We start from the raw sequence: 23,976 nt of genomic DNA on the forward strand, positions 1-23,976 counted from the left end.
TGAGACCCTTCCAGCAAGCCAGACTTCGGTCTGGCTTTTTTTTTATTTCAGCAGCTGCGCAATCTGCGCTTTCCACGGAGTGATGTCGCCGATGTTGGCCTGTACCCACTCCGCATTGTAGTAGGTCTCAAGGTAGCGCTCGCCGCTGTCGCACAGCAGCGTGACGATGGAGCCGGTACGGCCTTCCTCGCGCATGCGTGCCGCAAGCTGCAGTGCGCCCCACATGTTGGTGCCCGTTGATGCGCCCACCTTGCGGCCGAGCTGCGTCTCCAGCCAGTGCGCGGTGGCGACGCTGGCGGCGTCCGGCACGCGGAGCATTTCGTCGACAACGTCAGGAATGAACGACGGTTCCACGCGCGGGCGGCCAATTCCTTCAATTTTACTGCCCACCGGACTGCGCAGGCCGGCATCGCGGCTTTGCCAGTAGTCGAGGAACACGGAGTTCTGGGGGTCAACCACCATCAATTGGGTATCGTAGCCCTGACAGCGAATGTAGCGTCCGATAGTGGCTGACGTGCCGCCCGTACCGGCGCTCATCACAATGTACGACGGAACCGGATGCGGTTCGTGGGTCATCTGGCGGAAAATACTGTCGGCAATGTTGTTATTGCCGCGCCAGTCCGTTGCGCGCTCGGCAAAGGTGAACTGGTCCATATAGTGGCCGTTTAGCTCGCGGGCGAGCATTTCAGAGGCGGCGTAGATTTCGCAGGCGCTTTCCACAAAATGGCAGCGTCCGCCGTAAAATTCGATCTGCTCGATTTTGCGTTTTGCGGTGCAGGAGGGCATCACGGCGATAAACGGCAGGCCCAGCAGACGAGCGAAATAGGCTTCAGACACCGCCGTTGAACCGGATGAGGATTCAATAATGGTCGTGCCTTCTTTGATCCAGCCGTTGCACAAACCGTATAAAAACAGAGAGCGCGCCAGGCGATGCTTCAGGCTACCGGTAGGATGGGTGCTTTCATCCTTCAGGTAGAGCTGAATACCGTCAAATCCCGGCAGGGGGAGGCGAATCAGGTGGGTATCCGCCGAGCGCTGGTAGTCGGCATTGATTTCGCTGATGGCATGTTTAACCCAGGTGCTATTCATCGTAGTTATCCGTTTGTCATTTTGTGCCCAGCATAGCGAAAAGCACAGAAAAAATTGTTGCTATCTGGCCTTTAAAATAGAATGAAGGGAGAAAAATTTTCTCTATGAGGTGGGTATGCTAGATAAAATTGACCGCAAGCTCCTTTCATTGCTGCAAAGTGACTGTACCCTCTCTTTGCAGGCGCTGGCAGATGCCGTTAATCTGACCACCACACCGTGCTGGAAGCGCCTAAAAAAGCTGGAAGATGACGGCATTCTTCTGGGGCGCGTCGCATTACTCGATCCCGAAAAACTGGGGCTTGGGCTGACGGCATTTGTGCTGATAAAAACCCAACACCACAGCAGCGAGTGGTATTGCCGCTTCGTCACTCAGGTGTCTGAGATGCCCGAGGTGCTCGGCTTCTGGCGTATGGCCGGCGAGTACGATTACCTGATGCGCGTCCAGGTGGCTGACATGAAGCGCTATGATGATTTCTACAAGCGGCTGGTGAACAGCGTCCCGGGCTTGTCGGACGTCACCTCAAGCTTCGCCATGGAACAGATTAAGTACACCACAGCCTTACCCATTGAATAACTTCGTAAAATACCTTCAGGAACAAACCGCGTGCGATTATTTGCCCAATTAAGCTGGTACTTTCGTCGGGAGTGGCAACGCTACCTCGGTGCAGTCGCCCTGCTTATTATCATTGCCATTTTGCAGCTGATCCCGCCGAAGGTGGTGGGCTACGTCGTGGATGGCGTCACTGAACAGCATTACACCACCGCACGGGTGTTGATGTGGGTCGGCACGCTGGTGCTGACGGCGGTCATTGTTTATCTTCTGCGCTACGTCTGGCGCGTGCTGCTGTTTGGTGCGTCCTATCAGCTGGCCGTTGAGCTGCGTGAAGATTTTTACCGCCAGCTGAGCCGACAGCATCCCGAATTTTATCTGCGTCATCGCACCGGGGATCTCATTGCCCGCGCGACGAACGACGTCGATCGCGTGGTCTTTGCCGCCGGGGAAGGGGTGCTGACGCTGGTGGACTCGCTGGTGATGGGCTGTGCGGTGCTGATCGTCATGTCCACGCAGATCAGCTGGCAATTAACCCTGCTCGCCCTGCTGCCGATGCCGATCATGGCGCTGGCGATCAATCGCTACGGCGAACAGCTGCACGAGCGCTTCAAGCTGGCGCAGGCGGCGTTTTCTTCTTTGAACGATCGCACCCAGGAGAGCATGACCAGCATCCGCATGATCAAAGCGTTTGGCCTGGAAGATCGGCAGTCCGCGCTGTTTGCGGCCGATGCGGCAGACACGGGGGCGAAAAACATGCGCGTCGCGCGTATTGATGCGCGATTTGATCCAACGATTTATGTCGCAATCGGCATGGCAAACCTGCTGGCGATTGGCGGCGGGAGCTGGATGGTGGTGCAGGGCACATTGACCCTGGGGCAATTGACCAGCTTTGCGATGTATCTGGGGCTGATGATCTGGCCGATGCTGGCGCTGGCCTGGATGTTTAATATCGTAGAGCGCGGCAGCGCCGCCTACAGCCGCATCCGCGCCATGCTGGCCGAAGCGCCGGTGGTCAATGACGGCAGCGAAGCGGTGCCGGAAGGGCGCGGCGTTATGAACGTCGACGTTCGCAAATTTGTCTATCCGCAAACGGAACATCCGGTGCTGGAGAACGTTAGCTTTACGCTGCGGCCGGGCCAGATGCTGGGCATCTGCGGCCCGACGGGGTCCGGAAAAAGTACCGTGCTCTCTCTGCTTCAGCGCCACTTTGACGTCACCGAGGGCGATATCCGTTTCCATGATATCCCCCTGGCGAACCTGCTGCTGGACGAGTGGCGTGGCCGTCTGGCGGTAGTCAGCCAGACGCCGTTTTTATTTTCGGACACCGTGGCGAATAACATTGCGCTTGGTCACCCGTCGGCGACGCAGGAAGAGATCGAACATGTGGCGCGCTTAGCCAGCGTACATGACGATATTTTGCGTCTGCCGCAGGGCTACGAAACGGAAGTCGGGGAACGTGGCGTCATGCTGTCCGGCGGGCAGAAACAGCGAATCTCGATTGCCCGCGCGCTGCTGCTGAATGCTGAAATCCTCATTCTGGATGATGCGCTCTCCGCCGTGGATGGTCGTACCGAGCATCAGATTCTGCATAACCTGCGCCAGTGGGGCGACGGACGCACGGTGATTATCAGCGCCCACCGTTTGTCAGCGCTCACCGAGGCCAGCGAAATTCTGGTCTTACATCACGGACACATTGCCCAGCGCGGGCAGCATGAAACGCTTGCCGAGCAGCCGGGCTGGTATCGCGATATGTACCGCTATCAACAGCTTGAGGCGGCGCTGGACGATGCGCCGGAACAGGATCAGGAGGCCACCAATGCGTAAGCTCGGAACGATGTGGCCGACGCTCAAACGTCTGCTGGCCTACGGCTCGCCGTGGCGCAAACCGCTCTCCGTGGCCGTGCTTTTACTCTGGATAGCGGCGATTGCTGAGGTGAGCGGGCCGCTGCTCATCAGCTACTTCATCGACAATATGGTCGCCAAAAGCTACCTGCCGCTGGGGCTGGTGGCGGGCTTAGGCGTGGCCTACGTTGGGTTGCAGCTGGCGGCGGCAGGGCTGCACTATGCGCAGTCGCTGCTGTTTAACCGTGCCGCCGTGGGTGTGGTTCAGCAGCTGCGCACGGATGTAATGGACGCGGCGCTTCGCCAGCCGCTCAGCGAGTTTGATATCCAGCCGGTCGGGCAGGTGATTTCGCGCGTGACCAACGATACCGAAGTGATCCGCGACCTGTACGTCACCGTGGTCGCGACGGTGTTACGCAGTGCGGCGCTGATCGGCGCGATGCTGGTGGCGATGTTCAGCCTCGACTGGCGCATGGCGCTGGTGGCGATTACCATCTTCCCGGCGGTGCTGATCGTGATGATCATCTACCAGCGCTACAGCACGCCAATCGTGCGTCGGGTGCGCGCCTATCTGGCCGACATTAACGATGGCTTCAACGAAGTGATTAACGGCATGAGCGTCATCCAGCAGTTCCGCCAGCAGGCGCGCTTTGGCGAGCGGATGGGCGAAGCCAGCCGATCGCACTATATGGCGCGTATGCAGACGCTGCGCCTTGACGGCTTCCTGCTGCGTCCGCTGCTCAGCCTTTTCTCTGCGCTGGTGCTTTGCGGTTTACTGATGCTCTTTGGCCTGAGCTCAAGCGGTACGATTGAAGTGGGCGTGCTGTACGCTTTTATTAGCTATCTGGGGCGCCTTAACGAGCCGCTGATCGAGCTCACGACCCAGCAATCGATGCTGCAGCAGGCGGTCGTCGCCGGCGAGCGCGTGTTTGAGCTGATGGACAGGCCGCGCCAGGCCTACGGTCATGACGAGCGACCTCTGCAAAGCGGCGCCATTGCCTTTGATAACGTCTCGTTTGCCTATCGCGAAGACCGGCTGGTGTTGCAGGACATTACGCTGGATGTCCCGTCGCGCGGTTTCGTGGCGCTGGTGGGACATACGGGAAGCGGCAAGAGCACGCTCGCCAGCCTGTTGATGGGCTACTACCCGGTCACGCAAGGCGAAATCCGCCTCGACGGACGCCCGCTCGCGTCTCTCAGCCACAACGTGTTGCGTAAAGGCGTCGCGATGGTGCAGCAGGATCCGGTCGTCCTGGCCGATACCTTCTACGCCAACGTGACCCTGGGGCGAGACTACTCTCAGGAGCAGGTATGGGAGGTGCTGGAAAAAGTGCAGCTGGCAGACCTTGCGCGCGGGTTTAGCGACGGGATTAATACCCGGCTGGGCGAGCAGGGAAACAACCTCTCCGTTGGGCAAAAGCAGCTTCTCGCGCTGGCGCGGGTGCTGATTGAAACCCCGCAGGTGCTGATTCTGGATGAAGCGACGGCCAGCATTGACTCCGGCACCGAGCAGGCCATCCAGCAGGCGCTGGCCGCGGTACGCGACCATACGACGCTGGTGGTGATTGCCCATCGCCTTTCCACCATTGTCGATGCCGATACCATTCTGGTGCTGCATCGTGGACAAGCCGTGGAGCGCGGGACGCACCGTGAACTGCTGGAAGCCAAAGGGCGCTACTGGCAGATGTATCAGCTTCAGCTGGCGGGCGAAGAGCTCGCGGCCAGCGTGCGCGAGGAAGAGTCGCTCAGCGCCTGATGCACCAAAACAAAGCAACGCGCTAACAGTCATTCCTGTTGGTGCAATACTGAAACGCACCGTGCACCGACATGGTGCGTTTTTTTTCGCCGGTTCATTAAGGAAGACGGCATAACGCTCGTCGCACCGCTTTTCTCCCTCCATTTCATTTCTGGCACACCCCTTGCAATACCTTCTGCGTGAGCTGCGGCCATTACCGAATTCTGACTGGAGGGGATCTATGAAGCTGGTTACGGTGGTAATCAAACCATTCAAACTGGAAGACGTGCGTGAAGCATTGTCCTCAATGGGTATTCAGGGACTGACTGTCACCGAAGTGAAAGGCTTTGGTCGTCAGAAGGGTCATGCCGAGCTTTATCGCGGGGCGGAATACAGCGTTAACTTTCTGCCAAAAGTAAAAATTGATGTCGCGATTGCTGACGATCAGCTTGATGAAGTGATTGATGTGATTAGCAAAGCGGCCTACACCGGCAAAATTGGCGACGGCAAAATTTTCGTTGCCGAACTGCAGCGCGTCATTCGCATTCGTACCGGCGAATCTGACGAAGCGGCACTGTAAATAACGCCTGGCACACAGTGATAGGGATCGAGAAAATGAAGATAGCAACACTTAAAACGGGTCTGGGTTCGCTGGCACTGCTGCCGGGCCTGGCGCTGGCTGCTCCTGCCGTGGCAGACAAAGCCGATAACGCCTTTATGATGATCAGCACCGCGCTGGTGCTGTTCATGTCTATCCCGGGCATTGCGCTGTTCTACGGCGGCCTGATCCGCGGCAAAAACGTTCTCTCCATGCTGACGCAGGTTGCCGTGACGTTCGCGCTGGTCTGCGTGCTGTGGGTGGTTTACGGTTACTCGCTGGCCTTCGGTACCGGCAACGCCTTCTTTGGTAACTTCGACTGGGTAATGCTGAAAAATATTGAACTGACCGCGCTGATGGGCAGCTTCTACCAGTACATCCACGTCGCGTTCCAGGGCTCGTTCGCCTGCATTACCGTCGGGCTGATTGTGGGCGCGCTGGCGGAGCGCATCCGTTTCTCTGCCGTTCTGATCTTCGTGGTGGTCTGGCTGACCCTCTCCTATGTGCCGATTGCGCACATGGTCTGGGGCGGTGGTCTGCTGGCAACGCACGGCGCGCTAGACTTTGCGGGCGGTACCGTTGTACATATCAACGCCGCGGTAGCGGGTCTGGTGGGCGCATACCTGATTGGCAAACGCGTGGGCTTCGGTAAAGAGGCGTTCAAACCGCATAACCTGCCGATGGTGTTTACCGGTACGGCTATCCTCTACTTTGGCTGGTTCGGCTTCAACGCCGGCTCCGCAAGTGCCGCAAACGAAATCGCCGCGCTGGCCTTCGTGAACACCGTTGTGGCGACGGCGGGTGCAATTCTCTCCTGGGTATTCGGCGAGTGGGCGGTACGCGGTAAACCTTCCCTGCTGGGTGCCTGTTCAGGGGCGATTGCCGGTCTGGTCGGTATCACCCCGGCGTGTGGCTATGTGGGTGTCGGTGGTGCGCTGCTGGTGGGACTGGTCGCGGGTCTGGCAGGTCTGTGGGGCGTCACCGCACTGAAACGCGTGCTGCGCGTGGATGACCCTTGCGATGTGTTCGGCGTCCACGGCGTGTGCGGCATCGTCGGCTGTATCATGACCGGCATCTTCGCCGCGAAATCACTGGGTGGCGTGGGCTACGCAGAAGGTGTCACCATGGTTCATCAGGTGCTGGTGCAGCTGGAAAGTATCGCTATCACCGTGGTGTGGTCTGCTGTTGTCGCCTTCATTGGCTATAAGCTGGCGGATATGACCGTTGGGCTGCGCGTACCGGAAGAGCAGGAGCGCGAAGGTCTGGACGTCAACAGCCACGGCGAGAATGCGTATAACGCCTAATAAAAGCAAAACGGCAACTTCGGTTGTAATGCCAGTCAGTTAAGCAACTGACTGGCTTTTTTTCGGGGCTGTGGAGTATCTCCAGGGCCTTTCCTTTACCACCCTCGGGAAGGCCCTTTCCCTTCTTGTCGGCAACTTTACCCGTTGCGCCATGCTTTCAAGATCACGCATCAGCTCCGGGATACGCCCTGGTGAAGCGCCCTGCAGCGTCATCAGCATTCTCATGACCATGCCGCATGATTCTGAGAAGCTCAGCTGATTCGGCCAGTATCCTTTCAGATGGCCCGCCATTTTAATCATCTGATATCGCACCAGATTATACGCCAGTAACACGCCCCATAACTCCTGCTCCACAAGCTCCGGCTTTTTACTCCTCAGCGTCAGCCTGCTCAGTTGCATCGTTTGTTTTATCTCCCTGTACCCCAGCTCTATTTCCCAGCGATGGCTGTACAGGTCTGCCATTTCTCCTCCGGGATAGCGCATGGCGTCCGTCATCGACGTCAGCAGATGGCTGGTCAGTTCCATCTGGCAGACCATTTTTACCTGCGGGTAGAGTGCCGGGTTTCCGCCATGCGTCTGGCGGGGAAAGGCGCTATCGTTTTCCGGCGTATCCGGTGTGCGCCAGAACACGCCATCGATGGCCAGCAGTGTCAGGCCGCACCAGTGCGGATGCGGTGTGGCGTTATGCCAGAGCTGCGCTGTTTGCGTGAACACGCGGCGGACGGCTTCGCTTCCCAGCCGCTGACGGGCCTGGATCACGGCACTGGGGGCAACGAACGCACGGTTGCCGGGTAACATGATATCCAGCCGGTTAACTATCTGATGAAGCGGCTCCTTACGCTCAAGGGCCATACCGATAATGCACCAGACCATCATTTCCAGAGGAAGGCGCCGTTTGCGTAACGTGACGGTGCCGGATTCTTCAAGGCAGCGGGAAATCAGTTCCGGGTCAAGATAGTCGCCCAGAGAAGTCAGAGGGTTACGCAGAGAATCGTAACGTGATACCAGCTCAAGAGCCTGTCCAATGTGCATAAAAAAGGTAAACATTTCCGGATTCTTACACAGCCACTGGATCGGTCAACCGATCCTTAACTGATCGGCATTACAACTTCGGTTGCCGTTTTTAATGTTTATTCCCTCTCCCATGGGAGAGGGTCAGGGTGAGGGCATCAGGCCGCACACCATCACCCGCGATTACGCATTACCCCTTCCTGCACCGTAGAAGCGACCAGCACGCCGTCCTGGGTGTAAAACTCTCCACGCACAAAACCGCGAGCGCTCGACGCTGACGTACTCTCCACGCTGTAAAGTAGCCACTCATTCATATTGAACGGACGGTGGAACCACATGGAGTGATCGATGGTTGCGACCTGCATCCCTTTTTCAAGGAAACCAACGCCGTGCGGCTGTAGCGCAACCGGCAGAAAGTTAAAGTCAGACGCGTAGCCCAGCAGATACTGATGCACGCGGAAATCTTCCGGCACGGTGCCATTGGCGCGGATCCAGACCTGACGTTTCGGCTCGGCGGTGTGGCCTTTCATGGGGTTGTGGAACTCAACCGGGCGGATCTCCAGCGGTTTATCGCAGAGAAACTTCTCTTTGACCTGCGGCGGAAGCAGATGCGCCAGCGCGCGGGCGATATCGGTCTCTGATTTGAGTTCGTCCGGCGACGGTGCTGGCGGCATCACTTTCTGATGTTCATACCCCGGTTCCGGTGCCTGGAAAGAGGCGGTCATATAAAAGATAGGCTTACCGTTCTGAACGGCCGCCACGCGGCGTGCGCTGAAGCTGTTACCGTCTCTCAGGACTTCAACGTCATACACGATCGGTTTTGCGCTGTCGCCAGGGCGTAAGAAATAGCTGTGGAATGAGTGTACCAGACGGTCTGCAGGGACGGTCTCCTTTGCAGCGTACAGCGCTTGTCCAACGACCTGGCCGCCGAAAACCTGACGTAAGCCGAGGTCTTCGCTCTGCCCGCGATAGAGTCCTTCCTCAATTTTTTCCAGATTCAGTAATGTCAGCAGATTGTTCAGTGCCTGACTCATAATTATCCTCAATAAACGCCGTAGCGAAAGATAGGCAGAGTATAACGCAGAAATGAAAGTGGTCCGATGGGTAGAATAATCTGAATGTCGGCACGTTTTTAGGCATTAATCGGTGATCTGTGCCACACTTAAAAACGTTATGTGATTGAAACGACATCGGATGGGATCGATCCCGCTGGTGCATTGATGATAAGGAGACTTCAATGAAACTCGTGCCCATGCTAAGTGGTGTAGCTATTGCGGTGGCGTTGTCCGCCTGTGCCGGTAAGAGCGCCCAGGTGCCGGTACCAGCTGCAGATCCGAACGGGATTAATACCCTTTCACAGCAATCCATTCAGCAGCCTAACGTTTCCGGTACAATCTGGATTAAACAGAGAGTCGCTCTGCCGCCGGATGCGGTATTAACGGTCACGCTGTCTGATGCTTCCCTGGCGGACGCGCCGTCGAAGGTGCTGGCTCAGCGCGCGGTCCGTACTGAAGGTAAGCAGGCTCCGTTTAGCTTCGTGTTGCCGTATAACCCATCAGACGTGCAGCCAAATGCCCGTATTCTGCTGAGCGCAGCAGTAACCATTAACGGCAAGCTGGTCTTTATCACCGATACGGTCCAGGAAGCGATTAACCACGGTGGAACCAAAATCGACCTGAATCTGGTGCCGGTGCAGCAAACCGAAGTCCCGGTTGCTCCACAGACCAATCAGCCGTCCCTGCCAACCCCACCGACCCAGATGTAACTGTTGCTCTTACCCTCTCCTTCGGGGGAGGGTTTAGTACACCCAGCGGTATTTCTGCAAATCAATCTGTCCTGCGCCCGACACCTGCACACCCTCTGAAAGCAATGCCTGACGCTGACGCTGGAGATCCGGCCCGGTCAGCGAGATAGCGCCATGACGGTTTACCACCCGATGCCAGGGCAGCGTACTGCCTTCCGGCAGCCGCTTCAGGACGCCACCGACCTGTCGCGCCGCGCGTGGAGAGCCTGCCAGCCTTGCCACATCACCGTAGGTGGTGACATAGCCTTCCGGAATCGAGGCCACGATTTGCCATACGCGCTGGGGAAAGGAGTCGTTTTCGTCCATACCTTCACCTGTGGGGATGTTTGGACCGTCATGGTAAACGAAGATCGCCCTGATTGCTGCGCCTGTTTGCGCAAGAAACCAGCATCCGGTTCCTGGTCGCTTGCAATTGGCTCTTCGCACAGGGATAATGCGCCAGCGCGTTGGTTATCAACGCTCTCAATGGGGGCTCTGTTGGTTCTCCCGCAACGCTACTCTGTTCATCAGGTCAGGTCCGGAAGGAAGCAGCCAGGGCAGACGACGTGGGTGCCGGGATGTAGCTGGCAGGGCCCCCACCCATTTGTGGCCTCATCCATCTTTCCTGTTCCCATCTCTTTTTAGACTTTATTCCACAATAATATAATGCCTATACCGTGTAATATATATTTCATTGCTCTGAAATATTACTGTCATAAACCTGTAATAATAGACTGGCATTTTATAATTGGACGTCTATTTTCGTCAAAATTCAAAAAAATATAGATCTGGATAACAGTGATAACTTCGTGTATTAAATAAAGTACTTATTCCGAAGGGAAGTGACAAACATGGCTACTGCAGTTTTAAATGTTAAAATTGACGAAGCGCTAAAAGAAAGACTCCGCCACTATGCGGAAGTAAATAACGAAAATTTAAGCGTGACCACAGAGAAACTGCTGCTGCTGGCGTTTGAAGCAGTAGAAGAGGCGGGAGTATCGGAAGAGGATATTGATAATCAGCATACGGAAGAAGAGAGTGTTTCTCCTTTTACTCCTAAAGAAATCAAGGCTCTACGTAAACTTCTGAAGAAGAGAAAATGAAACAACAACTGTCAACTGCCAGTGACTACAACGAGGCCTGCGCTCTGTTGCGTTCAGGCTACGTGAAGCATGTACGTCTTGGCTGGAATGTTGGAAGCGATGAGTTCTTTCGTATTGCGTCTGACTGGTGTGATACCGGTGCAAAAATAAAGAAAGACGGTGATAATTTCGTTATTTCCCTGAAAGGTTTCCCCATTCCTCCTCAGCACTAAATCCTGACCAGTGAAAACTGCTGACTGCATATATTACAGTCAGCAGTTTTTATTTTATGATCCAGTTCAAAATTTTAATATTAAACCAGGCGGCGTTTGACTACTGGCGTATTTGAATTTAGCGCGAGCCATAACGGTTTAATCCGCAGCAATGCCGCTTCCAGCTCCGCTGGCTCCAGCGAAAAGGGCATACGTAAAAAGCGGTCAAACGCCCCCGATAAGCCAAACCGCGTCCCGGTTCCCAGGTTAATCCCGATGATTTCTGCTCGTGCGGCAAGCTGTGTCGCCAGCATGCCAGGAAGTTCGATCCAGTAAGAGAGTCCGCCCTCCGCCTCATGAAACTTCCACTCCGGGAAATGTTCTCGCAGCAGGTTACTGCATCGATCGCGCCGTTCCGCCAGCATCTTGCGGCGAGCGGGCAGAAAACGCTCGCTATTGTCGATAAGCCACAGCGTTGCCAGCTGCTCTAGCAGCGGCGAGCCTAAATCCAGCGTATCGCGCGTCTGGGCGAGCGTGGCGATAGTCCGCGAGGAGGCGCGGATCCAGCCGAGACGCAGCCCGCCCCAGAAGCTTTTTCCGGCAGAGCCTAGCGTAATCACGCTGGCCTGCGGGTTAAACGATGCCAGCGGTGGCGGCGGTGGCGAATCAAACCAGAGATCGACCATCGTTTCATCCACGACCAGCGCCGTGCGGGTCTGGGCTGCTATATCAGCGATTGCCTGACGGGTGGCGATATCCATGCATCGACCGGTTGGGTTGTGAAAATCGGGCATCAGGTAGGCCAGGCGCGGCGCGGTCTGGGCAAGCGTAGCCGCAAAGCCATCCGTATCCCAGCCCGTTTCCGGTAACGACACTCCTACTGGCCGACACTGTGCTCCCTGAATAGCGGCAATCGCCAGCGGATAGGTGGGGTGATCGACCACGACGCGATCCCCCGGTCCGGCCATCATCCGCAGCACCAGCGCGAACCCGCTGACGGCACCGTTGACCACCATCACCTCGTCTGCCCGGGTTGGAAGACCTCGCGCGGTATAGCGTGCAGCGATGGCCTCCCGTAGCGCCGGCAGCCCAAGCTGCTCGTAGCCCGTCAGCGAGAGGTGTTGAGTAATAGCCGTAAGTGCATGGGTGTAAGCCTGGTGGATCTCCGGCCCGGCGCTGAGGGCGGCAGTGGAAAGATCCAGGGCGACGCTCGCTGCGGAAAGGGTGGGAACGGCGCGTGCATCCGGGAGGATGACGCGCGACCCGCTGCCGTGGCGGCTTTCAAGATAACCCTCTTCACGCAGGTGGGCGAGGGCGCTGCTGACGGTGGTTCGGCTGACGTTCAGCGCCGTCGCCAGCTCACGCTCACCCGGCAGGCGCGTATGCAGTGCCAGCCGACCATCAAGGATTAATAAGCGCAGCGCGTCGGCCAGCTGGCGCCAGAGCGGAGTGCGGGATGAAGTTGGCTGCCAGTGCCCTAAAAGGCGTACCAAAGACTGGCTTCCGAAGCGACGTGATGACATAAGCAGTCCACTATTTAAAAACTGGACATTAATCTTAGTGCCATTTTAGGTCAGGATGAAAGTCGGGTTCACTGGAGAAGATAAAAATGGTACGTCGTCTGCTACAACTTTATGTCGGTTTAGGGCTGTATGGGCTTTCCACCGCGATGTTTATTCGTGCGGATCTGGGGGTCGATCCGTGGGATGTGTTTCACCTTGGCGTAGGAATACAGCTGGGGATGAGCATCGGGACGGTGATCATTTTGACCGGTGCTGCGGTGCTCTTACTGTGGATCCCACTGCGTCAGATGCCCGGTCTTGGCACGATCAGCAACGTGATTTGTATCGGTCTGGCGGCGGACGCCAGCATGGCGCTTATCCCCGAACTGAGTTCGTTATCCGTGCGCATCGCTTTCCTGGTGTCGGGCATCGTGATGAACGCGATCGCCACCAGCATGTACATCGGGGCCGGTTTCGGGCCTGGTCCGCGCGACGGCCTGATGACCGGCATGCACGCCCGGCTGGGGTGGTCCATTCGCAGCGTGCGTACCTCCATCGAAGTGTCCGTCCTGCTGATTGGGTGCGTGCTGGGTGGCTCGTTTGGGGTGGGAACCGTGGCGTATGCTCTGACCATTGGCCCGCTTATTCAGCTCTGTTTGCCCTGGTTCCGCCAGAAGCCGCGCGGTGAGAAAATGACGCAGCCGGAGCGCGTTGTTTAATTTGCGAAGCGCTCACATGTTTTAACGGCGTCGCTGTGCCAGAATAGACGCTTCGAAAATCGCGATGCCAGAACGCATGAAAGCAATCACTCTTTATGATGTCGCCCTCCTTGCGGGGGTTTCTTATCAGACCGTTTCCCGCGTGATTAACGACGCGGAGCACGTCTCTGCCCGCACGCGGGAAAAGGTGCAGCAGGCAATGGCGGAGCTGCATTACGTTCCCAACCTGCGGGCGCAGCAGCTGGCGGGGAAACGCACCCGTACGCTGGGGCTCATCACTACCGATCTGGCGCTGCACGCGCCTTCGCAAATTGTCTCGGCGGTAAAATCCCGGGCTGCAGGGCAGGGGGCGAGCGTCCTGATTTCCATGGTGGAGCAGCCGCAGCAGTGTCAGGCGGCGCTTCAGGCGCTGCTGGCGCAGCGGGTAGACGCGCTGCTGGTCAATGTGCCGCTTGACGATCCGCACGCCGAAGCGCTCAGGTCGCTGGCGACGCCCGTCCCGGTGCTGTTCCTCGACGTGTCACCGTCAGCGCAGGTAAATAGCCTCGTGTTTAACGCCGAAGAGGGGGCACGCCTGGGCGTTGAGCATCTGCTTTCGCTGGGGCATCAGCATATTGCCCTGCTGAGCGGGCCGGAAAGCTCTGTCTCTGCGCGCGCGCGTCTGGCGGGATGGAAATCGACGCTGGCGCAGGCGGGTCTTGACGCGGCTGCGGTGGCCTACGGCGACTGGAGCGCGGCCAGCGGCTATGAGAAGGGACATGTGCTGCTCTCGGGGGCGGTACTGCCGGATGCCATTCTGGTGGCGAACGATCAGATGGCGCTTGGGGTAATGCGCGCCTGTGCGGAAAAAGGGATAGCTGTTCCTGGCCAGATATCGGTGGTCGGGTTTGACGATACGGCCGACAGCGCCTGGTTTTCTCCGCCGCTGACGACCATTCGTCAGGCGTTTCGCGAGGCTGGCGAGCGCAGCGTGGAGTGGCTTCTGTCCCCCAGCGGGGGGGAGGAATGCTGGCAGGTTCAGCTGCCGGTAACGCTGGTGACCCGCCATTCCAGCGCGCGCCGTACCCCGCAGCAGGCCGAACGCGAGGATCTGGCGCAGCAGCTCAGAAGCCTGGCCCTCCTTGCCGGGCAGCTTGCCCGCAAATAAAACTTTGTGATCGGACTCGCTACCCCGCGATTGCGTGCTTTACCGTCGCCGGGTGCCAGGGCATGTTAACCAAAATTGTGAGCGCTTCGCAAAGAGGTTAATATGCCCAACACTTTATCGCTGACTCTCAGCGCCATTCTGGCCCGACGGGACTGGGAAAACCCGGGTGTCACCCAGTGGAACAGTCTGGAGGCACATGCGCCGTTACACAGCTGGCGTCTTGAACAGCCTTCCCTGGATGATGCTGCATCCGCCAGCAGACGCTCCCTCAATGGGGTGTGGCGATTTAACTACTTTCCTGCACCCGAGCAAATCCCGGAGGCGTGGGTAACCGAAGACTGTGCGGATGCCGTTGCGATGCCCGTGCCGTCGAACTGGCAGATGCAGGGGTTTGACACGCCCATCTACACCAACGTCACCTATCCTATCCCCGTTAATCCGCCTTTTGTGCCGCAGGAAAACCCAACCGGCTGTTACTCGCTCACATTTGATGTGGATGACGCGTGGCTTCAGAGCGGGCAGACCCGCATCATCTTTGACGGCGTGAACTCTGCGTTTCATCTGTGGTGCAACGGGCGCTGGATGGGCTATTCCCAGGACAGCAGGCTGCCTGCCGAATTCGATCTCTCGACGGTCCTGCGGCCCGGTGAGAACCGCCTGGCGGTCATGGTGTTGCGCTGGTGCGACGGTAGCTATCTGGAAGATCAGGACATGTGGCGCATGAGCGGTATTTTCCGCGATGTGACGCTACTGCATAAACCCGAAACGCAGATTGCCGATTATCGCGTGGTGACGGACCTGAATGCGGAGCTGGACCGCGCGGTGCTTAAGGCAGATGTCGCGCTGGCAGGGGCGGGCTTTGCAGACTGCGAGGTGGTCTTTACCCTGTGGCGCAAGGGTGAAAAATGCGCCAGCGTTTCCCGGCGTCCGGGGTCTGCCGTTGTGGACGAGCGTGGCAGCTGGGACGAACGCTTAACGGTGGCGATCCCCATTGACCGCCCCGCGCTCTGGAGTGCTGAAACGCCGGAACTGTATCGCCTGACGATGGCGCTTCTCGGCCCGCAGGGTGAGGTGCTGGAGGTTGAGGCGTGCGATGTGGGCTTCCGCCGCGTTGACATCAGCAACGGCCTGCTGAAGCTCAACGGTAAGCCGCTGCTGATCCGCGGGGTTAACCGACACGAGCATCACCCGGAAAACGGTCAGGTGATGGACGAGGCGACCATGCGTCGCGACATCGAAATCATGAAGCAGCATAACTTCAACGCCGTTCGTTGCTCGCACTACCCGAACCATCCGCTGTGGTACAGCCTTTGCGATCGCTACGGGCTGTACGTCGTTGACGAAGCCAATATTGAAACCCACGGCATGGTGCCGATGAGCCGCCTCGCTGACGATCCGCGCTGGCTGCCCGCCATGAGCGAGCGCGTAACCCGCATGGTGCAGCGCGATCGCAATCATCCCTCAATTATCATCTGGTCGCTGGGTAACGAGTCCGGCCACGGCGCGAATCATGATGCGCTGTACCGCTGGCTGATAACCACCGATCCCACGCGCCCGGTACAGTACGAAGGCGGCGGGGCGAATACGGCGGCGACCGATATTGTTTGCCCGATGTACGCCCGGGTCGATTGGGATCAGCCTTTCCCGGCGGTGCCTAAATGGTCAATCAAGAAATGGATCGGCATGCCCGACGAAACGCGTCCGCTGATCCTCTGTGAATACGCCCACGCGATGGGAAACAGCTTCGGCGGGTTTGCGAAATACTGGCAGGCGTTTCGCAGCCATCCTCGCCTGCAGGGTGGGTTTGTCTGGGACTGGGTCGATCAGGCGTTGACGAAGAAAGACGAAAAGGGCAACGCGTTCTGGGCCTACGGCGGGGACTTTGGCGATACGCCGAACGATCGGCAGTTCTGCCTCAATGGCCTGGTCTTCCCCGATCGCACGCCGCACCCGGCGCTGTACGAGGCGCAGCGCGCCCAGCAGTTCTTTACCTTTACGCTGGTCAGCACCTCTCCGCTGGTGATTGAGGTGCAAAGCGGCTACCTGTTCCGCCCTACCGATAACGAGGTGCTGAGCTGGACGGTTGTCCGGGATGGGAAGGTACTGGCTTCGGGCGAGGTCACGCTGGCGATAGCCCCTGAAGGCGTTCAGCGTCTGGAGATCGCTCTGCCGGAATTGAAAGCCGAGCCGGGGGAAGTCTGGCTGAACGTTGAGGTTCGCCAGCCGCGGGCAACGCCGTGGTCACCGGCAGGCCATCGCTGCGCGTGGGAGCAGTGGCCGCTTCCGGCCCCACTCTTTATTGCACCACCAGCCTCTACGGGCGAGCCGCCGGTTTTAACACAAAACGATCGCATCCTGGAGGTTACGCATCGTCAACAGCGATGGCAGTTCGATCGCGCATCCGGAAACCTAACTCAATGGTGGCGAAATGGCGTTGAAACGCTGTTCTCACCCGTGACGGATAACGTCAGCCGCGCGCCGCTGGACAACGACATTGGGGTGAGCGAAGCGACGCGCATCGATCCAAACGCGTGGGTTGAACGCTGGAAAGCGGCGGGCATGTACGATCTCACCTCGCGCATGCTGCACTGTGAGGCAGAGCAGCATGCGCGTGAGGTGGTGGTTACCACGCTTAATGTCCTGGAGCATCGCGGCAGGGCGCTGTTCCTGAGCCGTAAAATCTGGCGGCTGGACGAGCAGGGGGTTCTGCATGGCGACATTCAGGTCGATATTGCATCTGATATCCCGGAGCCCGCGCGCATTGGCCTGAGCGTTCATCTCGCTGAAACGCCAGAAAAGGTTGACTGGCTGGGGCTGGGGCCGCATGAAAACTACCCGGACAGAAAGCTGGCGGCGCAGCAGGGGCGCTGGACACTGCCCCTGGCAGACATGCACACGCCGTATATCTTCCCGACGGAAAATGGTTTGCGCTGCGATACCCGCAAACTTGTGCTGGGGGCGCATCAGCTGAATGGCGCGTTCCATTTCTCAGTGGGCCGCTATAGCCAGCAGCAACTGCGTGAGACAACCCATCATCATCTGCTGCGGGAAGAGCCGGGGTGCTGGCTCAACCTCGATGCGTTTCATATGGGGGTGGGCGGCGATGACTCCTGGAGCCCCAGCGTTTCGCCGGAATTTATCCTGCAGACACGCCAGCTTCGTTATACCTTTAGCTGGCAGCAGACTCTTACCTGACCAGAGAGGCGGCCACTGGGCGTGGCCGCCTGCTTACGCCAGAATGCCGCTCAGGCCATGCAGGCTCATGTAAATCCCTACCACGATAATCAACGCAGCGGAGATCCACGGCGCTTTGCGGGAAAGTTCGCTAAATCCGGGCCAGCGTTTTGTCGCGTGCTTGAGGCTTAAGGCGGCAATCGCGCCGGAAGCGACCAGCGTTAACGCCAGACCGATGCTGAAGCTGAATACCAGCGTCGCGCCGAGCGCAAAATGCTTCAGCTGCAGGCAGATCAGCAGAACGGTGATGGACGCCGGGCAGGGGATAAGCCCGCCGGTCAGGCCAAACATCGCGATCTGTCCTGTCGTCACGTTTTGTCCGTTAAAACGCCGGTTGATATCCTGCGCGTGCGCGCGCTGGTGGGCGTCCTGCCACTCCTCTTCAACCAGTGGGTGTGCATGGTGATGATCATGATGGTGGTCATGATCGTGATGATGATGATGATCGTGCGGCTGGCCCTCTTTCCAGGTTCGCCAAGCCATCCACAGGCCGATTGCAACGATCAACACCCCGGAGATCAGCTGGAACCAGGGTTCGGACGTATGTACGTCCCAGCCGCGGCCAAACCATAGTCCTGCCATGGCAATGATCCAGACTACCGCCGTATGGGAAAGCGTAGCCGCCAGACCGAGCAATACCGCCTGCTTCAGCGTGCCGCGGATAGCCACGATAAAGGCAGCCATCATTGTTTTTGAGTGGCCCGGCTCCAGGCCATGCAGCGCACCGAGCAGGATAGCGCTGGGAACAAACAGCCAGGCATTACCCTGCTGCAGGAGTGAAGCAAAATCGTTCATTGAAATTTCCAGTATGGAAAGCGTGCGCAAATAGTACTCCCCCCCAGTAAGTTAATACTACCCCCCAGTAGAAAAATACTCAGGGGGAGTAGAGCGTGATATGCTTTAAAAGCCAAAACTGAGGGAGACAGAGATGTCACATACCGTTCGCGATAAGAAGATGTTATTGACTCGCCTGAAGAAAATTCAGGGGCAGAGCACCGCGCTGGAGAAGATGCTCAACAGCGATCACGAATGTGCCGAGGTGTTGCAGCAGCTGGCGGCGATCCGTGGCGCGGTCAATGGCATGATGATGCAGGTGATTGAAGGGCATCTTACCGATCATGTCGTGAAAGAGCCCGAAGAGGCGCAGCGTGAAGCCGATCTTGGCGTCGTGCTGCAGGTGATCAAATCCTATCTTAAGTAGAGCGCGTGGCGAGGTTGTTCTCTGCCCAAAGGATAAATTCCGTCCTGGGCAGCGCCTTACTGTAGAACCACCCCTGCCCATACTGCACGCCGTGGCGGTGCAGCCAGGTAAGCTGCCCTTCGGTCTCCACGCCTTCCGCCACCATTGCCAGCTGCAGCGACTTCGCCATTTCGATAATGTGCGGCGTTACGTTTTTGTACTCCAGTGCATCCACGAACGATTTGTCAATTTTTAGCGTGTCGACATCGAGATGCTGCAGATAGCTGAGGCTGGAATAGCCCGTGCCAAAATCATCAATGTAGACAGGGTGGCCCGAACGGCGAAACGCGGCGATAGCCGGCGCGCTGATTTTGGGGTCGGCAAAGCCACGCTCGGTTAACTCAAGGGCGATTTGTCGGGGATGAATCTGCCACTTATTCAGGAGTTGACTCAGTAAAGGCGGCAGATTACCGGAGGTCAAATCGGCCGGGGCGAGGTTGATGGAGATATGCTGATCGGGGTGGAGCTGCAGCCAGTGGCCCATATCTTCAAACACTTTTTCCATAACTAACTGCGTCAGCTGCGAGATGAGGCCGGTTTGCTCGGCAAGCGGCACAAATATATCAGGCGAGAGACTGCTTCCGTCTGGCTGGGGCCAGCGCGCAAGCGCTTCCGCACCCACGATTTTTCCACTGCACAGCGCCACGATGGGCTGATAGTGAACCACAAAATCGCGGCTGTTAATGGCGTCCAGCAGGCGATTGCGCGGCGACTGGATTCGTCGCAGGATCCGCAGGACAAACAGTGCCGCCAGCAGGCTTATCAGGACGCCAAACGGCAGCCAGAAAAGCAGCTGTCGGTGCCAGCTTTCAGCCAGGGGGGTGAGCGATGCCCACGTGACGACAGTAAATCCAAGCTCAGGTACCGGCTTCATCACGTACATGGAGCCCTTGTACTGAACGCTGGAGACGCCTCGATCGTTGATCCGATCGCGGATATGCGGATCAAGCGTGTTACTGCTGGCGAAAATAAGATGCGTTGCGCTTCCCACCAGAGCGGCATCAATGGCAATCGCCCCGAAAGGGATCACATCCACAAGCGAGGCAGGATCGACCAGAACAAGGTAATGGCCCTTCCCGAGCACGGCCATATAGCGGTGAAAGCCAAGATCGTTCTGTGCGGTAAGCCACGCGCTGTAGCCATCTTCGGTGATACGCATGGGGGGAGGATAAGCGGCGGATTTACTGGCCTGCTCAAGCGAAGAGCAGAGGGGTTTAAGGTTGTCGATATAGATCACCTCCTGGATATAGCGCCACGAGAACGCGACCCGACGTATTTCCCTCAAATGCAGGGGACTACAGGGAACGCCCTTAAATCCCTGCAGGTGATTTAACGCTTCTTTAGCCTGATCCACGACCCTGTCGGTGCGCATCAGCACCCGGGAAGCATAGCTATCCAGCGCATCAACAAATTTCTCTTCTGCCTGGCGATGGGCAAGCCAGATGCTGAGGCAAATGGGAACCAGCACGGAAAAGATAAGTACGCCAGTCACCAGACTGACCAGATGTCGGGTTTTCATGCTGTCGTTTCCTTTCTCATATGCCCAAATCCGGACGCTGAGTTTCCTGCCTGAAGAGAAAGATTTTACCGCGAAATGAAATAGTTATAGCACGTGGGGGCTGGGTTTTCATGTTATCTAAAGCAAATTAGAAAATATCCTCAGGAGAGAGAGGGTTGTTTTTTCAACCTTGCCTGGATATTATTTTGTTATGTTATAACAAAACACAAAGGGTTTATGATGAAACCAAACATCCATCCAGCGTATCGCACCGTGGTATTCCACGACACCGGTGCCAATGAATACTTTAAAGTGGGTTCAACCATTAAAACCGACCGCGAAATTGAGCTCGACGGTGAAACGTATCCGTACATCACTATCGAGGTTTCTTCAAAATCGCATCCGTTTTATACCGGTAAGCAAAAAACGTTTTCCACGGATGGCAGCGCAGCGCGCTTCCGCAAGCGTTTTGGCGGTTTTCTTAATGCGAAGCGGGGCTAACCATGCAGGTGCTTAACTCATTGCGCAGCGCAAAACAGCGTCACCCGGATTGCCAGATAGTCAAACGCAAGGGACGCTTATACGTGATTTGCAAATCTAATCCGCGCTTTAAGGCTGTGCAGGGACGTAAAAAAAGACGCTAGACGCGCGTTTATCGCCAGCTTTCCAGGGATCTTTTCTGTTTGCCATCGGCAGTAAAATTGTCGGTGGCAAGCCAGCCTTCAAAGGCGCTCGCCAGCGCCGGCCACTCTTTGTCGAGAATCGAAAACCAGTCGGTATCCCGGTTACGGCCTTTTATGACCAGCGCCTGGCGAAAACGGCCTTCAAACTGAAAGCCCAGACGCAGTGCCGCTTTGCGTGATGGTTCGTTCAGGCTGTTGCATTTCCATTCATATCGCCGGTAGCCCAGGGTATCGAACGCGTACCGCATCAGCAGATATTGCGCTTCTGTTGACATGGGCGTGCGGCTTAACAGCACGGAGAAGTGAACGTGTCCCACTTCCACAACGCCGTTTTTAGGATCGATCCGCATCAGGGCCAGCGTCCCGACCGGGGCCTGGGTCTGATTATCGATAACGGTAAAGTGCATCGGGTCAGATAACTCACACACGCTTGCCACCCATTTGGCAAACTCAGCGGCCGTGGCATCGGGTTCACGCAGTAGCCACGTCCAGCTCCGGGTGTCTCCGGCCAGAGCATAGGCGGAGAACAGCGCCCCGGCATGCTCCACGCGCAGCGGTTCAAGCCGACAATAATGCCCCTGCAGTACCACCCGGGACGGATGAGGGCGAGGCTGCCAGTCGGTAAGGGCTTCGCCCACAGGTTGTCCAAACTCATTGAATGTCTTCATCTTTATTTCCGTGACGTTGAGAAGAGTTCCAGATTAGAAAATTACTGGTTCCTTAAAAAGAACCACTCGGCTATGTTTTGGTGGTACCACAAGGAGATGAGATGAACATACCGGGCGATGAACTTTATACCTTGCTCCATGCTGCGCTTAAAACGCGTGGTGAAGAGACGCTCCAGCGCGCGCTCTATCTCGCTTTGCGGGAGGCCATACTGGGCGGAAGGCTTCGGTCCGGCAGCCAGCTGTCCGGCTCGCGAACGCTGGCGCAGCAGCTTTCCGTTTCACGGAACACCGTCAATGCGGCGCTGGACCAGCTCACGCTCGAAGGCTATTTGCTGCGTAACCGTCAGGGGACGCGGGTGGCGCAATTCGCCCATCGTGCCAGCCCGCGGGTTCTGACCGATCCTGAGGTCAGGCTGGCAAAACGTGTCGTCCAGCTGCCTGCGCCTGTGCCGCGCGACACCCCGGTGATGGCCTTTACGCCGGGAACGCCCGCCATCAACTATTTCCCCTTGCCGCTGTGGCGGCGATTGTACGATCGCGTCCTGCGGGAGGAGGGGAGCGCTCTGCTGGGCTATGGCGACCCGGCCGGTGAGCCGTCGCTGCGGGCAGCCATCGCCCGTCACCTTGCGCTTTCTCGCGGCATTGACTGCGACGCCAGCCAGATTGTGATAACCGAAGGGGCGCTGGAGGGCGTCAATCTGTGCACGATGCTGTTAAGCGAGCCGGGGGATGTCGCCTGGGTGGAAAATCCCGGCTACAGCGGGGCCAAAAGCGCCTTCGTCAAAACCGGCCTTGCGATGACCGGCATACCGGTGGATGACGAGGGAATGTGCTGGGAAGGGCTGCATGCGCCTTCACCTGCGCTCGTTTTCACTTCGCCGTCGCATCAGTTTCCTTACGGGAGCGTGCTCAGCGCGCGGCGGCGTCTGGCGCTGCTGGAACTGGCCCGACAGCACAAGGCGTGGATCATTGAGGACGATTATGACAGCGAGTTCCGCTATGTCGGCGAGCCCGTACCGGCGATGCTGGGCATGGTTAACAACGCGCCCGTTGTGTATCTGGGGACGTTCAGTAAAACGCTGTTTCCGTCGCTCCGAATGGGGTTCATGGTGTTACCGCCAGCGCTGGCGAAAGCGGCGCGTCCGGCCATCGGCTCGCTGCTGCGCGGCGGGCATCGCGCAGAACAGCGCACCCTGGCGCTGTTTATCGAGGAGGGGCACTATGCCCGTCATCTTGCCGCCATGCGTCGCCTGTATCGTAAGCGTTACCGCCAGCTGCGGGAGGTGCTGAGCGCAGAGCTTTATACTCCGCACCGTGTTCTTGCCGGTGAAGGGGGAATGCACCTGACATTGGCGATTGACGGTATCGACGACCAGCGGCTGGTGGAGAAAGCGAGGGCATTTCAGCTGGCACCCGCTGCGCTGAGCGGCTATTACCTGGAGACGAAGCAGGGGCAAACCGGCCTGGTTTTAGGTTACGGCAACACCTCTGCTTCGCAGTTTGCGCCGGGTATCCGACGCCTGCAGGCGTTAATTACGCAGCAGCAGGGCGGGAAAGGGTAAAAACATCATAAAAAGAGAGCTGGCCTTTCGTTGCGATCATTTTCTGCAGCTTCTCTTTGTGCACGGTTTCGACAGCCGGAGAGTGCAGGATGCTGTCGATAAGCTCATTTGGCACAAAACGCGTGTTGTACCATTCGCCGTTGTAGCAGACCCGGAAATCGAGGACGTCGATATCTTCGTAACGGTAGCGGGGATTCACGTCGAAAAAGAAAAAGGCGTTAAACACGACAAACAGCACCACCAGCAGCCAGACGGAGTCCACCAGCGTTTCGGACTTCAGCATGACAATCAGCGTTGCCAGCCAGGCGGCATACATGGCAACAAACAGCCCGGGATGTTTGCGGATAAAGCTAATGCTAAAGCGCGGGCGATTGTCTCGCTTTTCGCGGTGGTTAAGATCGTCGATGGTGGCGGTAAGCAGGCGCTGTATCTCGGTCATTTTTGGCCTTTTGAGAGTTGACAATACAGGGTATCTGCCAATTTTAGGGGAGCCATCCGGCTGAAAAAAGTAACA

Annotated in this window: 23 protein-coding genes, 1 other RNA gene and 1 pseudogene; 16 read left to right on the forward strand and 9 right to left on the reverse strand. The window is 57.5% G+C overall.

The genetic code is table 11. The annotated features are described in order from the left end of the window. Positions 1-42: 42 nt before the first annotated feature. Positions 43-1,089, reverse strand: coding sequence for a PLP-dependent cysteine synthase family protein (locus AC2FAJ_RS16560; RefSeq protein WP_049137517.1), 1,047 nt, complete (start codon positions 1,087-1,089; stop codon positions 43-45). A 115-nt stretch (positions 1,090-1,204) separates the two neighbouring features. Here AC2FAJ_RS16560 and AC2FAJ_RS16565 point away from each other — a divergent pair, with 115 nt between their 5' ends. The 5 genes from AC2FAJ_RS16565 to amtB all read left to right on the forward strand — a co-directional run bounded on the left by AC2FAJ_RS16565 (position 1,205) and on the right by amtB (position 7,121). Continuing rightward, complete coding sequence (locus AC2FAJ_RS16565) at positions 1,205-1,663, forward strand: Lrp/AsnC family transcriptional regulator (RefSeq protein ID WP_008503307.1); 459 nt, start codon at positions 1,205-1,207, stop codon at positions 1,661-1,663. Positions 1,664-1,693: 30 nt separating this feature from the next. Then, positions 1,694-3,466, forward strand: a complete 1,773-nt coding sequence (locus AC2FAJ_RS16570) for a SmdA family multidrug ABC transporter permease/ATP-binding protein (RefSeq protein WP_041911075.1) — start codon at positions 1,694-1,696, stop codon at positions 3,464-3,466. After that, complete coding sequence (locus AC2FAJ_RS16575; RefSeq protein WP_047367613.1) at positions 3,459-5,240, forward strand: SmdB family multidrug efflux ABC transporter permease/ATP-binding protein; 1,782 nt, start codon at positions 3,459-3,461, stop codon at positions 5,238-5,240. Before AC2FAJ_RS16570 ends, AC2FAJ_RS16575 begins: the two co-directional genes overlap by 8 nt. A gap of 220 nt (positions 5,241-5,460) precedes the next feature. Continuing rightward, positions 5,461-5,799: a P-II family nitrogen regulator gene (gene glnK, locus AC2FAJ_RS16580; protein ID WP_008503304.1), complete on the forward strand. Its 339-nt coding sequence runs from the start codon at positions 5,461-5,463 to the stop codon at positions 5,797-5,799. 35 nt (positions 5,800-5,834) lie between these two features. Beyond that, positions 5,835-7,121 carry an ammonium transporter AmtB gene (gene amtB / locus AC2FAJ_RS16585; protein ID WP_014882787.1) on the forward strand — a complete coding sequence of 429 codons (1,287 nt, stop codon included), beginning with the start codon at positions 5,835-5,837 and terminating at the stop codon, positions 7,119-7,121. A 39-nt stretch (positions 7,122-7,160) separates the two neighbouring features. Here amtB and AC2FAJ_RS16590 read toward each other — a convergent pair whose 3' ends face one another. Together AC2FAJ_RS16590 and tesB are read right to left on the reverse strand one after the other, a co-directional pair. Continuing rightward, positions 7,161-8,153 (reverse strand): IS4 family transposase, encoded by a 993-nt coding sequence (locus tag AC2FAJ_RS16590; RefSeq protein WP_370529581.1) that lies wholly within the window; start codon positions 8,151-8,153, stop codon positions 7,161-7,163. A gap of 152 nt (positions 8,154-8,305) precedes the next feature. Beyond that, a complete protein-coding gene (gene tesB / locus AC2FAJ_RS16595; protein ID WP_028012172.1) occupies positions 8,306-9,166 on the reverse strand; it encodes an acyl-CoA thioesterase II in 861 nt (286 codons plus the stop codon). 203 nt (positions 9,167-9,369) lie between these two features. On the opposite strand from tesB, the gene AC2FAJ_RS16600 reads away from it, so the two are divergent. Further along, positions 9,370-9,897 carry a YbaY family lipoprotein gene (locus AC2FAJ_RS16600; protein WP_028012173.1) on the forward strand — a complete coding sequence of 176 codons (528 nt, stop codon included), beginning with the start codon at positions 9,370-9,372 and terminating at the stop codon, positions 9,895-9,897. A gap of 33 nt (positions 9,898-9,930) precedes the next feature. On the opposite strand, the pseudogene AC2FAJ_RS16605 reads toward AC2FAJ_RS16600, so the two are convergent. Then, positions 9,931-10,327 (reverse strand): annotated as a pseudogene (locus AC2FAJ_RS16605) (MGMT family protein). A gap of 84 nt (positions 10,328-10,411) precedes the next feature. Between AC2FAJ_RS16605 and ffs the strand changes: the two are divergent. From ffs to AC2FAJ_RS16620, 3 genes are all read left to right on the forward strand, one after another. Beyond that, an RNA gene (ffs, locus tag AC2FAJ_RS16610) (signal recognition particle sRNA small type) lies at positions 10,412-10,508 on the forward strand. Positions 10,509-10,766: 258 nt separating this feature from the next. Next, on the forward strand, positions 10,767-11,018 hold the full coding sequence (locus AC2FAJ_RS16615; RefSeq protein ID WP_006176926.1) for a hypothetical protein: 252 nt from the start codon (positions 10,767-10,769) through the stop codon (positions 11,016-11,018). Next, positions 11,015-11,230 carry a hypothetical protein gene (locus tag AC2FAJ_RS16620; RefSeq protein ID WP_028012176.1) on the forward strand — a complete coding sequence of 72 codons (216 nt, stop codon included), beginning with the start codon at positions 11,015-11,017 and terminating at the stop codon, positions 11,228-11,230. The genes AC2FAJ_RS16615 and AC2FAJ_RS16620 overlap by 4 nt, the downstream gene beginning before the upstream one ends. A gap of 80 nt (positions 11,231-11,310) precedes the next feature. On the opposite strand, the gene yczR is transcribed toward AC2FAJ_RS16620, so the two are convergent. Next, positions 11,311-12,732 (reverse strand): MocR-like transcription factor YczR, encoded by a 1,422-nt coding sequence (yczR, locus tag AC2FAJ_RS16625; RefSeq protein ID WP_193358881.1) that lies wholly within the window; start codon positions 12,730-12,732, stop codon positions 11,311-11,313. 86 nt (positions 12,733-12,818) lie between these two features. On the opposite strand from yczR, the gene yczE reads away from it, so the two are divergent. The 3 genes from yczE to AC2FAJ_RS16640 all read left to right on the forward strand — a co-directional run bounded on the left by yczE (position 12,819) and on the right by AC2FAJ_RS16640 (position 17,772). Then, entirely contained in the window at positions 12,819-13,430 is a 612-nt protein-coding gene (gene yczE, locus AC2FAJ_RS16630; protein WP_193358882.1) for a membrane protein YczE, read from the forward strand. Positions 13,431-13,506: 76 nt separating this feature from the next. Further along, entirely contained in the window at positions 13,507-14,577 is a 1,071-nt protein-coding gene (locus AC2FAJ_RS16635; protein WP_193358883.1) for a LacI family DNA-binding transcriptional regulator, read from the forward strand. 102 nt (positions 14,578-14,679) lie between these two features. Continuing rightward, positions 14,680-17,772, forward strand: a complete 3,093-nt coding sequence (locus AC2FAJ_RS16640; RefSeq protein WP_485454332.1) for a beta-galactosidase — start codon at positions 14,680-14,682, stop codon at positions 17,770-17,772. 33 nt (positions 17,773-17,805) lie between these two features. Here the strand turns inward: AC2FAJ_RS16640 and AC2FAJ_RS16645 are convergent, their stop codons facing one another. Next, entirely contained in the window at positions 17,806-18,606 is an 801-nt protein-coding gene (locus AC2FAJ_RS16645; protein WP_193358885.1) for a nickel/cobalt efflux protein RcnA, read from the reverse strand. A 133-nt stretch (positions 18,607-18,739) separates the two neighbouring features. Between AC2FAJ_RS16645 and AC2FAJ_RS16650 the strand changes: the two genes are divergently transcribed. Then, positions 18,740-19,012, forward strand: a complete 273-nt coding sequence (locus AC2FAJ_RS16650; protein ID WP_028012182.1) for a metal/formaldehyde-sensitive transcriptional repressor — start codon at positions 18,740-18,742, stop codon at positions 19,010-19,012. Here AC2FAJ_RS16650 and AC2FAJ_RS16655 read toward each other — a convergent pair. Further along, a complete protein-coding gene (locus AC2FAJ_RS16655; protein ID WP_048957838.1) occupies positions 19,005-20,570 on the reverse strand; it encodes an EAL domain-containing protein in 1,566 nt (521 codons plus the stop codon). The genes AC2FAJ_RS16650 and AC2FAJ_RS16655 overlap by 8 nt on opposite strands. Positions 20,571-20,789: 219 nt before the next feature. On the opposite strand from AC2FAJ_RS16655, the gene AC2FAJ_RS16660 reads away from it, so the two are divergent. Continuing rightward, complete coding sequence (locus AC2FAJ_RS16660; RefSeq protein WP_485454338.1) at positions 20,790-21,050, forward strand: type B 50S ribosomal protein L31; 261 nt, start codon at positions 20,790-20,792, stop codon at positions 21,048-21,050. A gap of 2 nt (positions 21,051-21,052) precedes the next feature. After that, a complete protein-coding gene (gene ykgO / locus AC2FAJ_RS16665) occupies positions 21,053-21,193 on the forward strand; it encodes a type B 50S ribosomal protein L36 (protein ID WP_003859006.1) in 141 nt (46 codons plus the stop codon). Positions 21,194-21,201: 8 nt separating this feature from the next. Here the strand turns inward: ykgO and AC2FAJ_RS16670 are convergent, their stop codons facing one another. Continuing rightward, the gene (locus AC2FAJ_RS16670; protein ID WP_485454333.1) at positions 21,202-21,900 is read right to left on the reverse strand and encodes a GNAT family N-acetyltransferase; all 699 of its coding nucleotides are present in this window, start codon (positions 21,898-21,900) and stop codon (positions 21,202-21,204) included. A 101-nt stretch (positions 21,901-22,001) separates the two neighbouring features. Between AC2FAJ_RS16670 and pdxR the strand changes: the two genes are divergently transcribed. Continuing rightward, positions 22,002-23,462: a MocR-like pyridoxine biosynthesis transcription factor PdxR gene (pdxR, locus tag AC2FAJ_RS16675; RefSeq protein ID WP_041911064.1), complete on the forward strand. Its 1,461-nt coding sequence runs from the start codon at positions 22,002-22,004 to the stop codon at positions 23,460-23,462. On the opposite strand, the gene AC2FAJ_RS16680 is transcribed toward pdxR, so the two are convergent. Beyond that, positions 23,434-23,901, reverse strand: a complete 468-nt coding sequence (locus AC2FAJ_RS16680) for a YlaC family protein (protein WP_041911063.1) — start codon at positions 23,899-23,901, stop codon at positions 23,434-23,436. The two genes, pdxR and AC2FAJ_RS16680, sit on opposite strands and share 29 nt — an antisense overlap. Positions 23,902-23,976: the final 75 nt, after the last annotated feature.

It is taken from the genome of Enterobacter cloacae complex sp. 385G4, from assembly GCF_057320665.1.

Excerpts from the sequence above, each read along its gene's own strand:
- AC2FAJ_RS16560 (WP_049137517.1), bottom strand. The coding sequence starts at position 1,089 with ATGAATAGCACCTGGGTTAAACATGCCATCAGCGAAATCAATGCCGAC.
- AC2FAJ_RS16565 (WP_008503307.1), top strand. The coding sequence starts at position 1,205 with ATGCTAGATAAAATTGACCGCAAGCTCCTTTCATTGCTGCAAAGTGAC.
- AC2FAJ_RS16575 (WP_047367613.1), top strand. The coding sequence starts at position 3,459 with ATGCGTAAGCTCGGAACGATGTGGCCGACGCTCAAACGTCTGCTGGCC.
- glnK (WP_008503304.1), top strand. The coding sequence starts at position 5,461 with ATGAAGCTGGTTACGGTGGTAATCAAACCATTCAAACTGGAAGACGTG.
- amtB (WP_014882787.1), top strand. The coding sequence starts at position 5,835 with ATGAAGATAGCAACACTTAAAACGGGTCTGGGTTCGCTGGCACTGCTG.
- AC2FAJ_RS16590 (WP_370529581.1), bottom strand. The coding sequence starts at position 8,153 with ATGCACATTGGACAGGCTCTTGAGCTGGTATCACGTTACGATTCTCTG.
- tesB (WP_028012172.1), bottom strand. The coding sequence starts at position 9,166 with ATGAGTCAGGCACTGAACAATCTGCTGACATTACTGAATCTGGAAAAA.
- AC2FAJ_RS16600 (WP_028012173.1), top strand. The coding sequence starts at position 9,370 with ATGAAACTCGTGCCCATGCTAAGTGGTGTAGCTATTGCGGTGGCGTTG.
- AC2FAJ_RS16615 (WP_006176926.1), top strand. The coding sequence starts at position 10,767 with ATGGCTACTGCAGTTTTAAATGTTAAAATTGACGAAGCGCTAAAAGAA.
- AC2FAJ_RS16620 (WP_028012176.1), top strand. The coding sequence starts at position 11,015 with ATGAAACAACAACTGTCAACTGCCAGTGACTACAACGAGGCCTGCGCT.
- yczR (WP_193358881.1), bottom strand. The coding sequence starts at position 12,732 with ATGTCATCACGTCGCTTCGGAAGCCAGTCTTTGGTACGCCTTTTAGGG.
- yczE (WP_193358882.1), top strand. The coding sequence starts at position 12,819 with ATGGTACGTCGTCTGCTACAACTTTATGTCGGTTTAGGGCTGTATGGG.
- AC2FAJ_RS16635 (WP_193358883.1), top strand. The coding sequence starts at position 13,507 with ATGAAAGCAATCACTCTTTATGATGTCGCCCTCCTTGCGGGGGTTTCT.
- AC2FAJ_RS16640 (WP_485454332.1), top strand. The coding sequence starts at position 14,680 with ATGCCCAACACTTTATCGCTGACTCTCAGCGCCATTCTGGCCCGACGG.
- AC2FAJ_RS16645 (WP_193358885.1), bottom strand. The coding sequence starts at position 18,606 with ATGAACGATTTTGCTTCACTCCTGCAGCAGGGTAATGCCTGGCTGTTT.
- AC2FAJ_RS16650 (WP_028012182.1), top strand. The coding sequence starts at position 18,740 with ATGTCACATACCGTTCGCGATAAGAAGATGTTATTGACTCGCCTGAAG.
- AC2FAJ_RS16655 (WP_048957838.1), bottom strand. The coding sequence starts at position 20,570 with ATGAAAACCCGACATCTGGTCAGTCTGGTGACTGGCGTACTTATCTTT.
- AC2FAJ_RS16660 (WP_485454338.1), top strand. The coding sequence starts at position 20,790 with ATGAAACCAAACATCCATCCAGCGTATCGCACCGTGGTATTCCACGAC.
- ykgO (WP_003859006.1), top strand. The coding sequence starts at position 21,053 with ATGCAGGTGCTTAACTCATTGCGCAGCGCAAAACAGCGTCACCCGGAT.
- AC2FAJ_RS16670 (WP_485454333.1), bottom strand. The coding sequence starts at position 21,900 with ATGAAGACATTCAATGAGTTTGGACAACCTGTGGGCGAAGCCCTTACC.
- pdxR (WP_041911064.1), top strand. The coding sequence starts at position 22,002 with ATGAACATACCGGGCGATGAACTTTATACCTTGCTCCATGCTGCGCTT.
- AC2FAJ_RS16680 (WP_041911063.1), bottom strand. The coding sequence starts at position 23,901 with ATGACCGAGATACAGCGCCTGCTTACCGCCACCATCGACGATCTTAAC.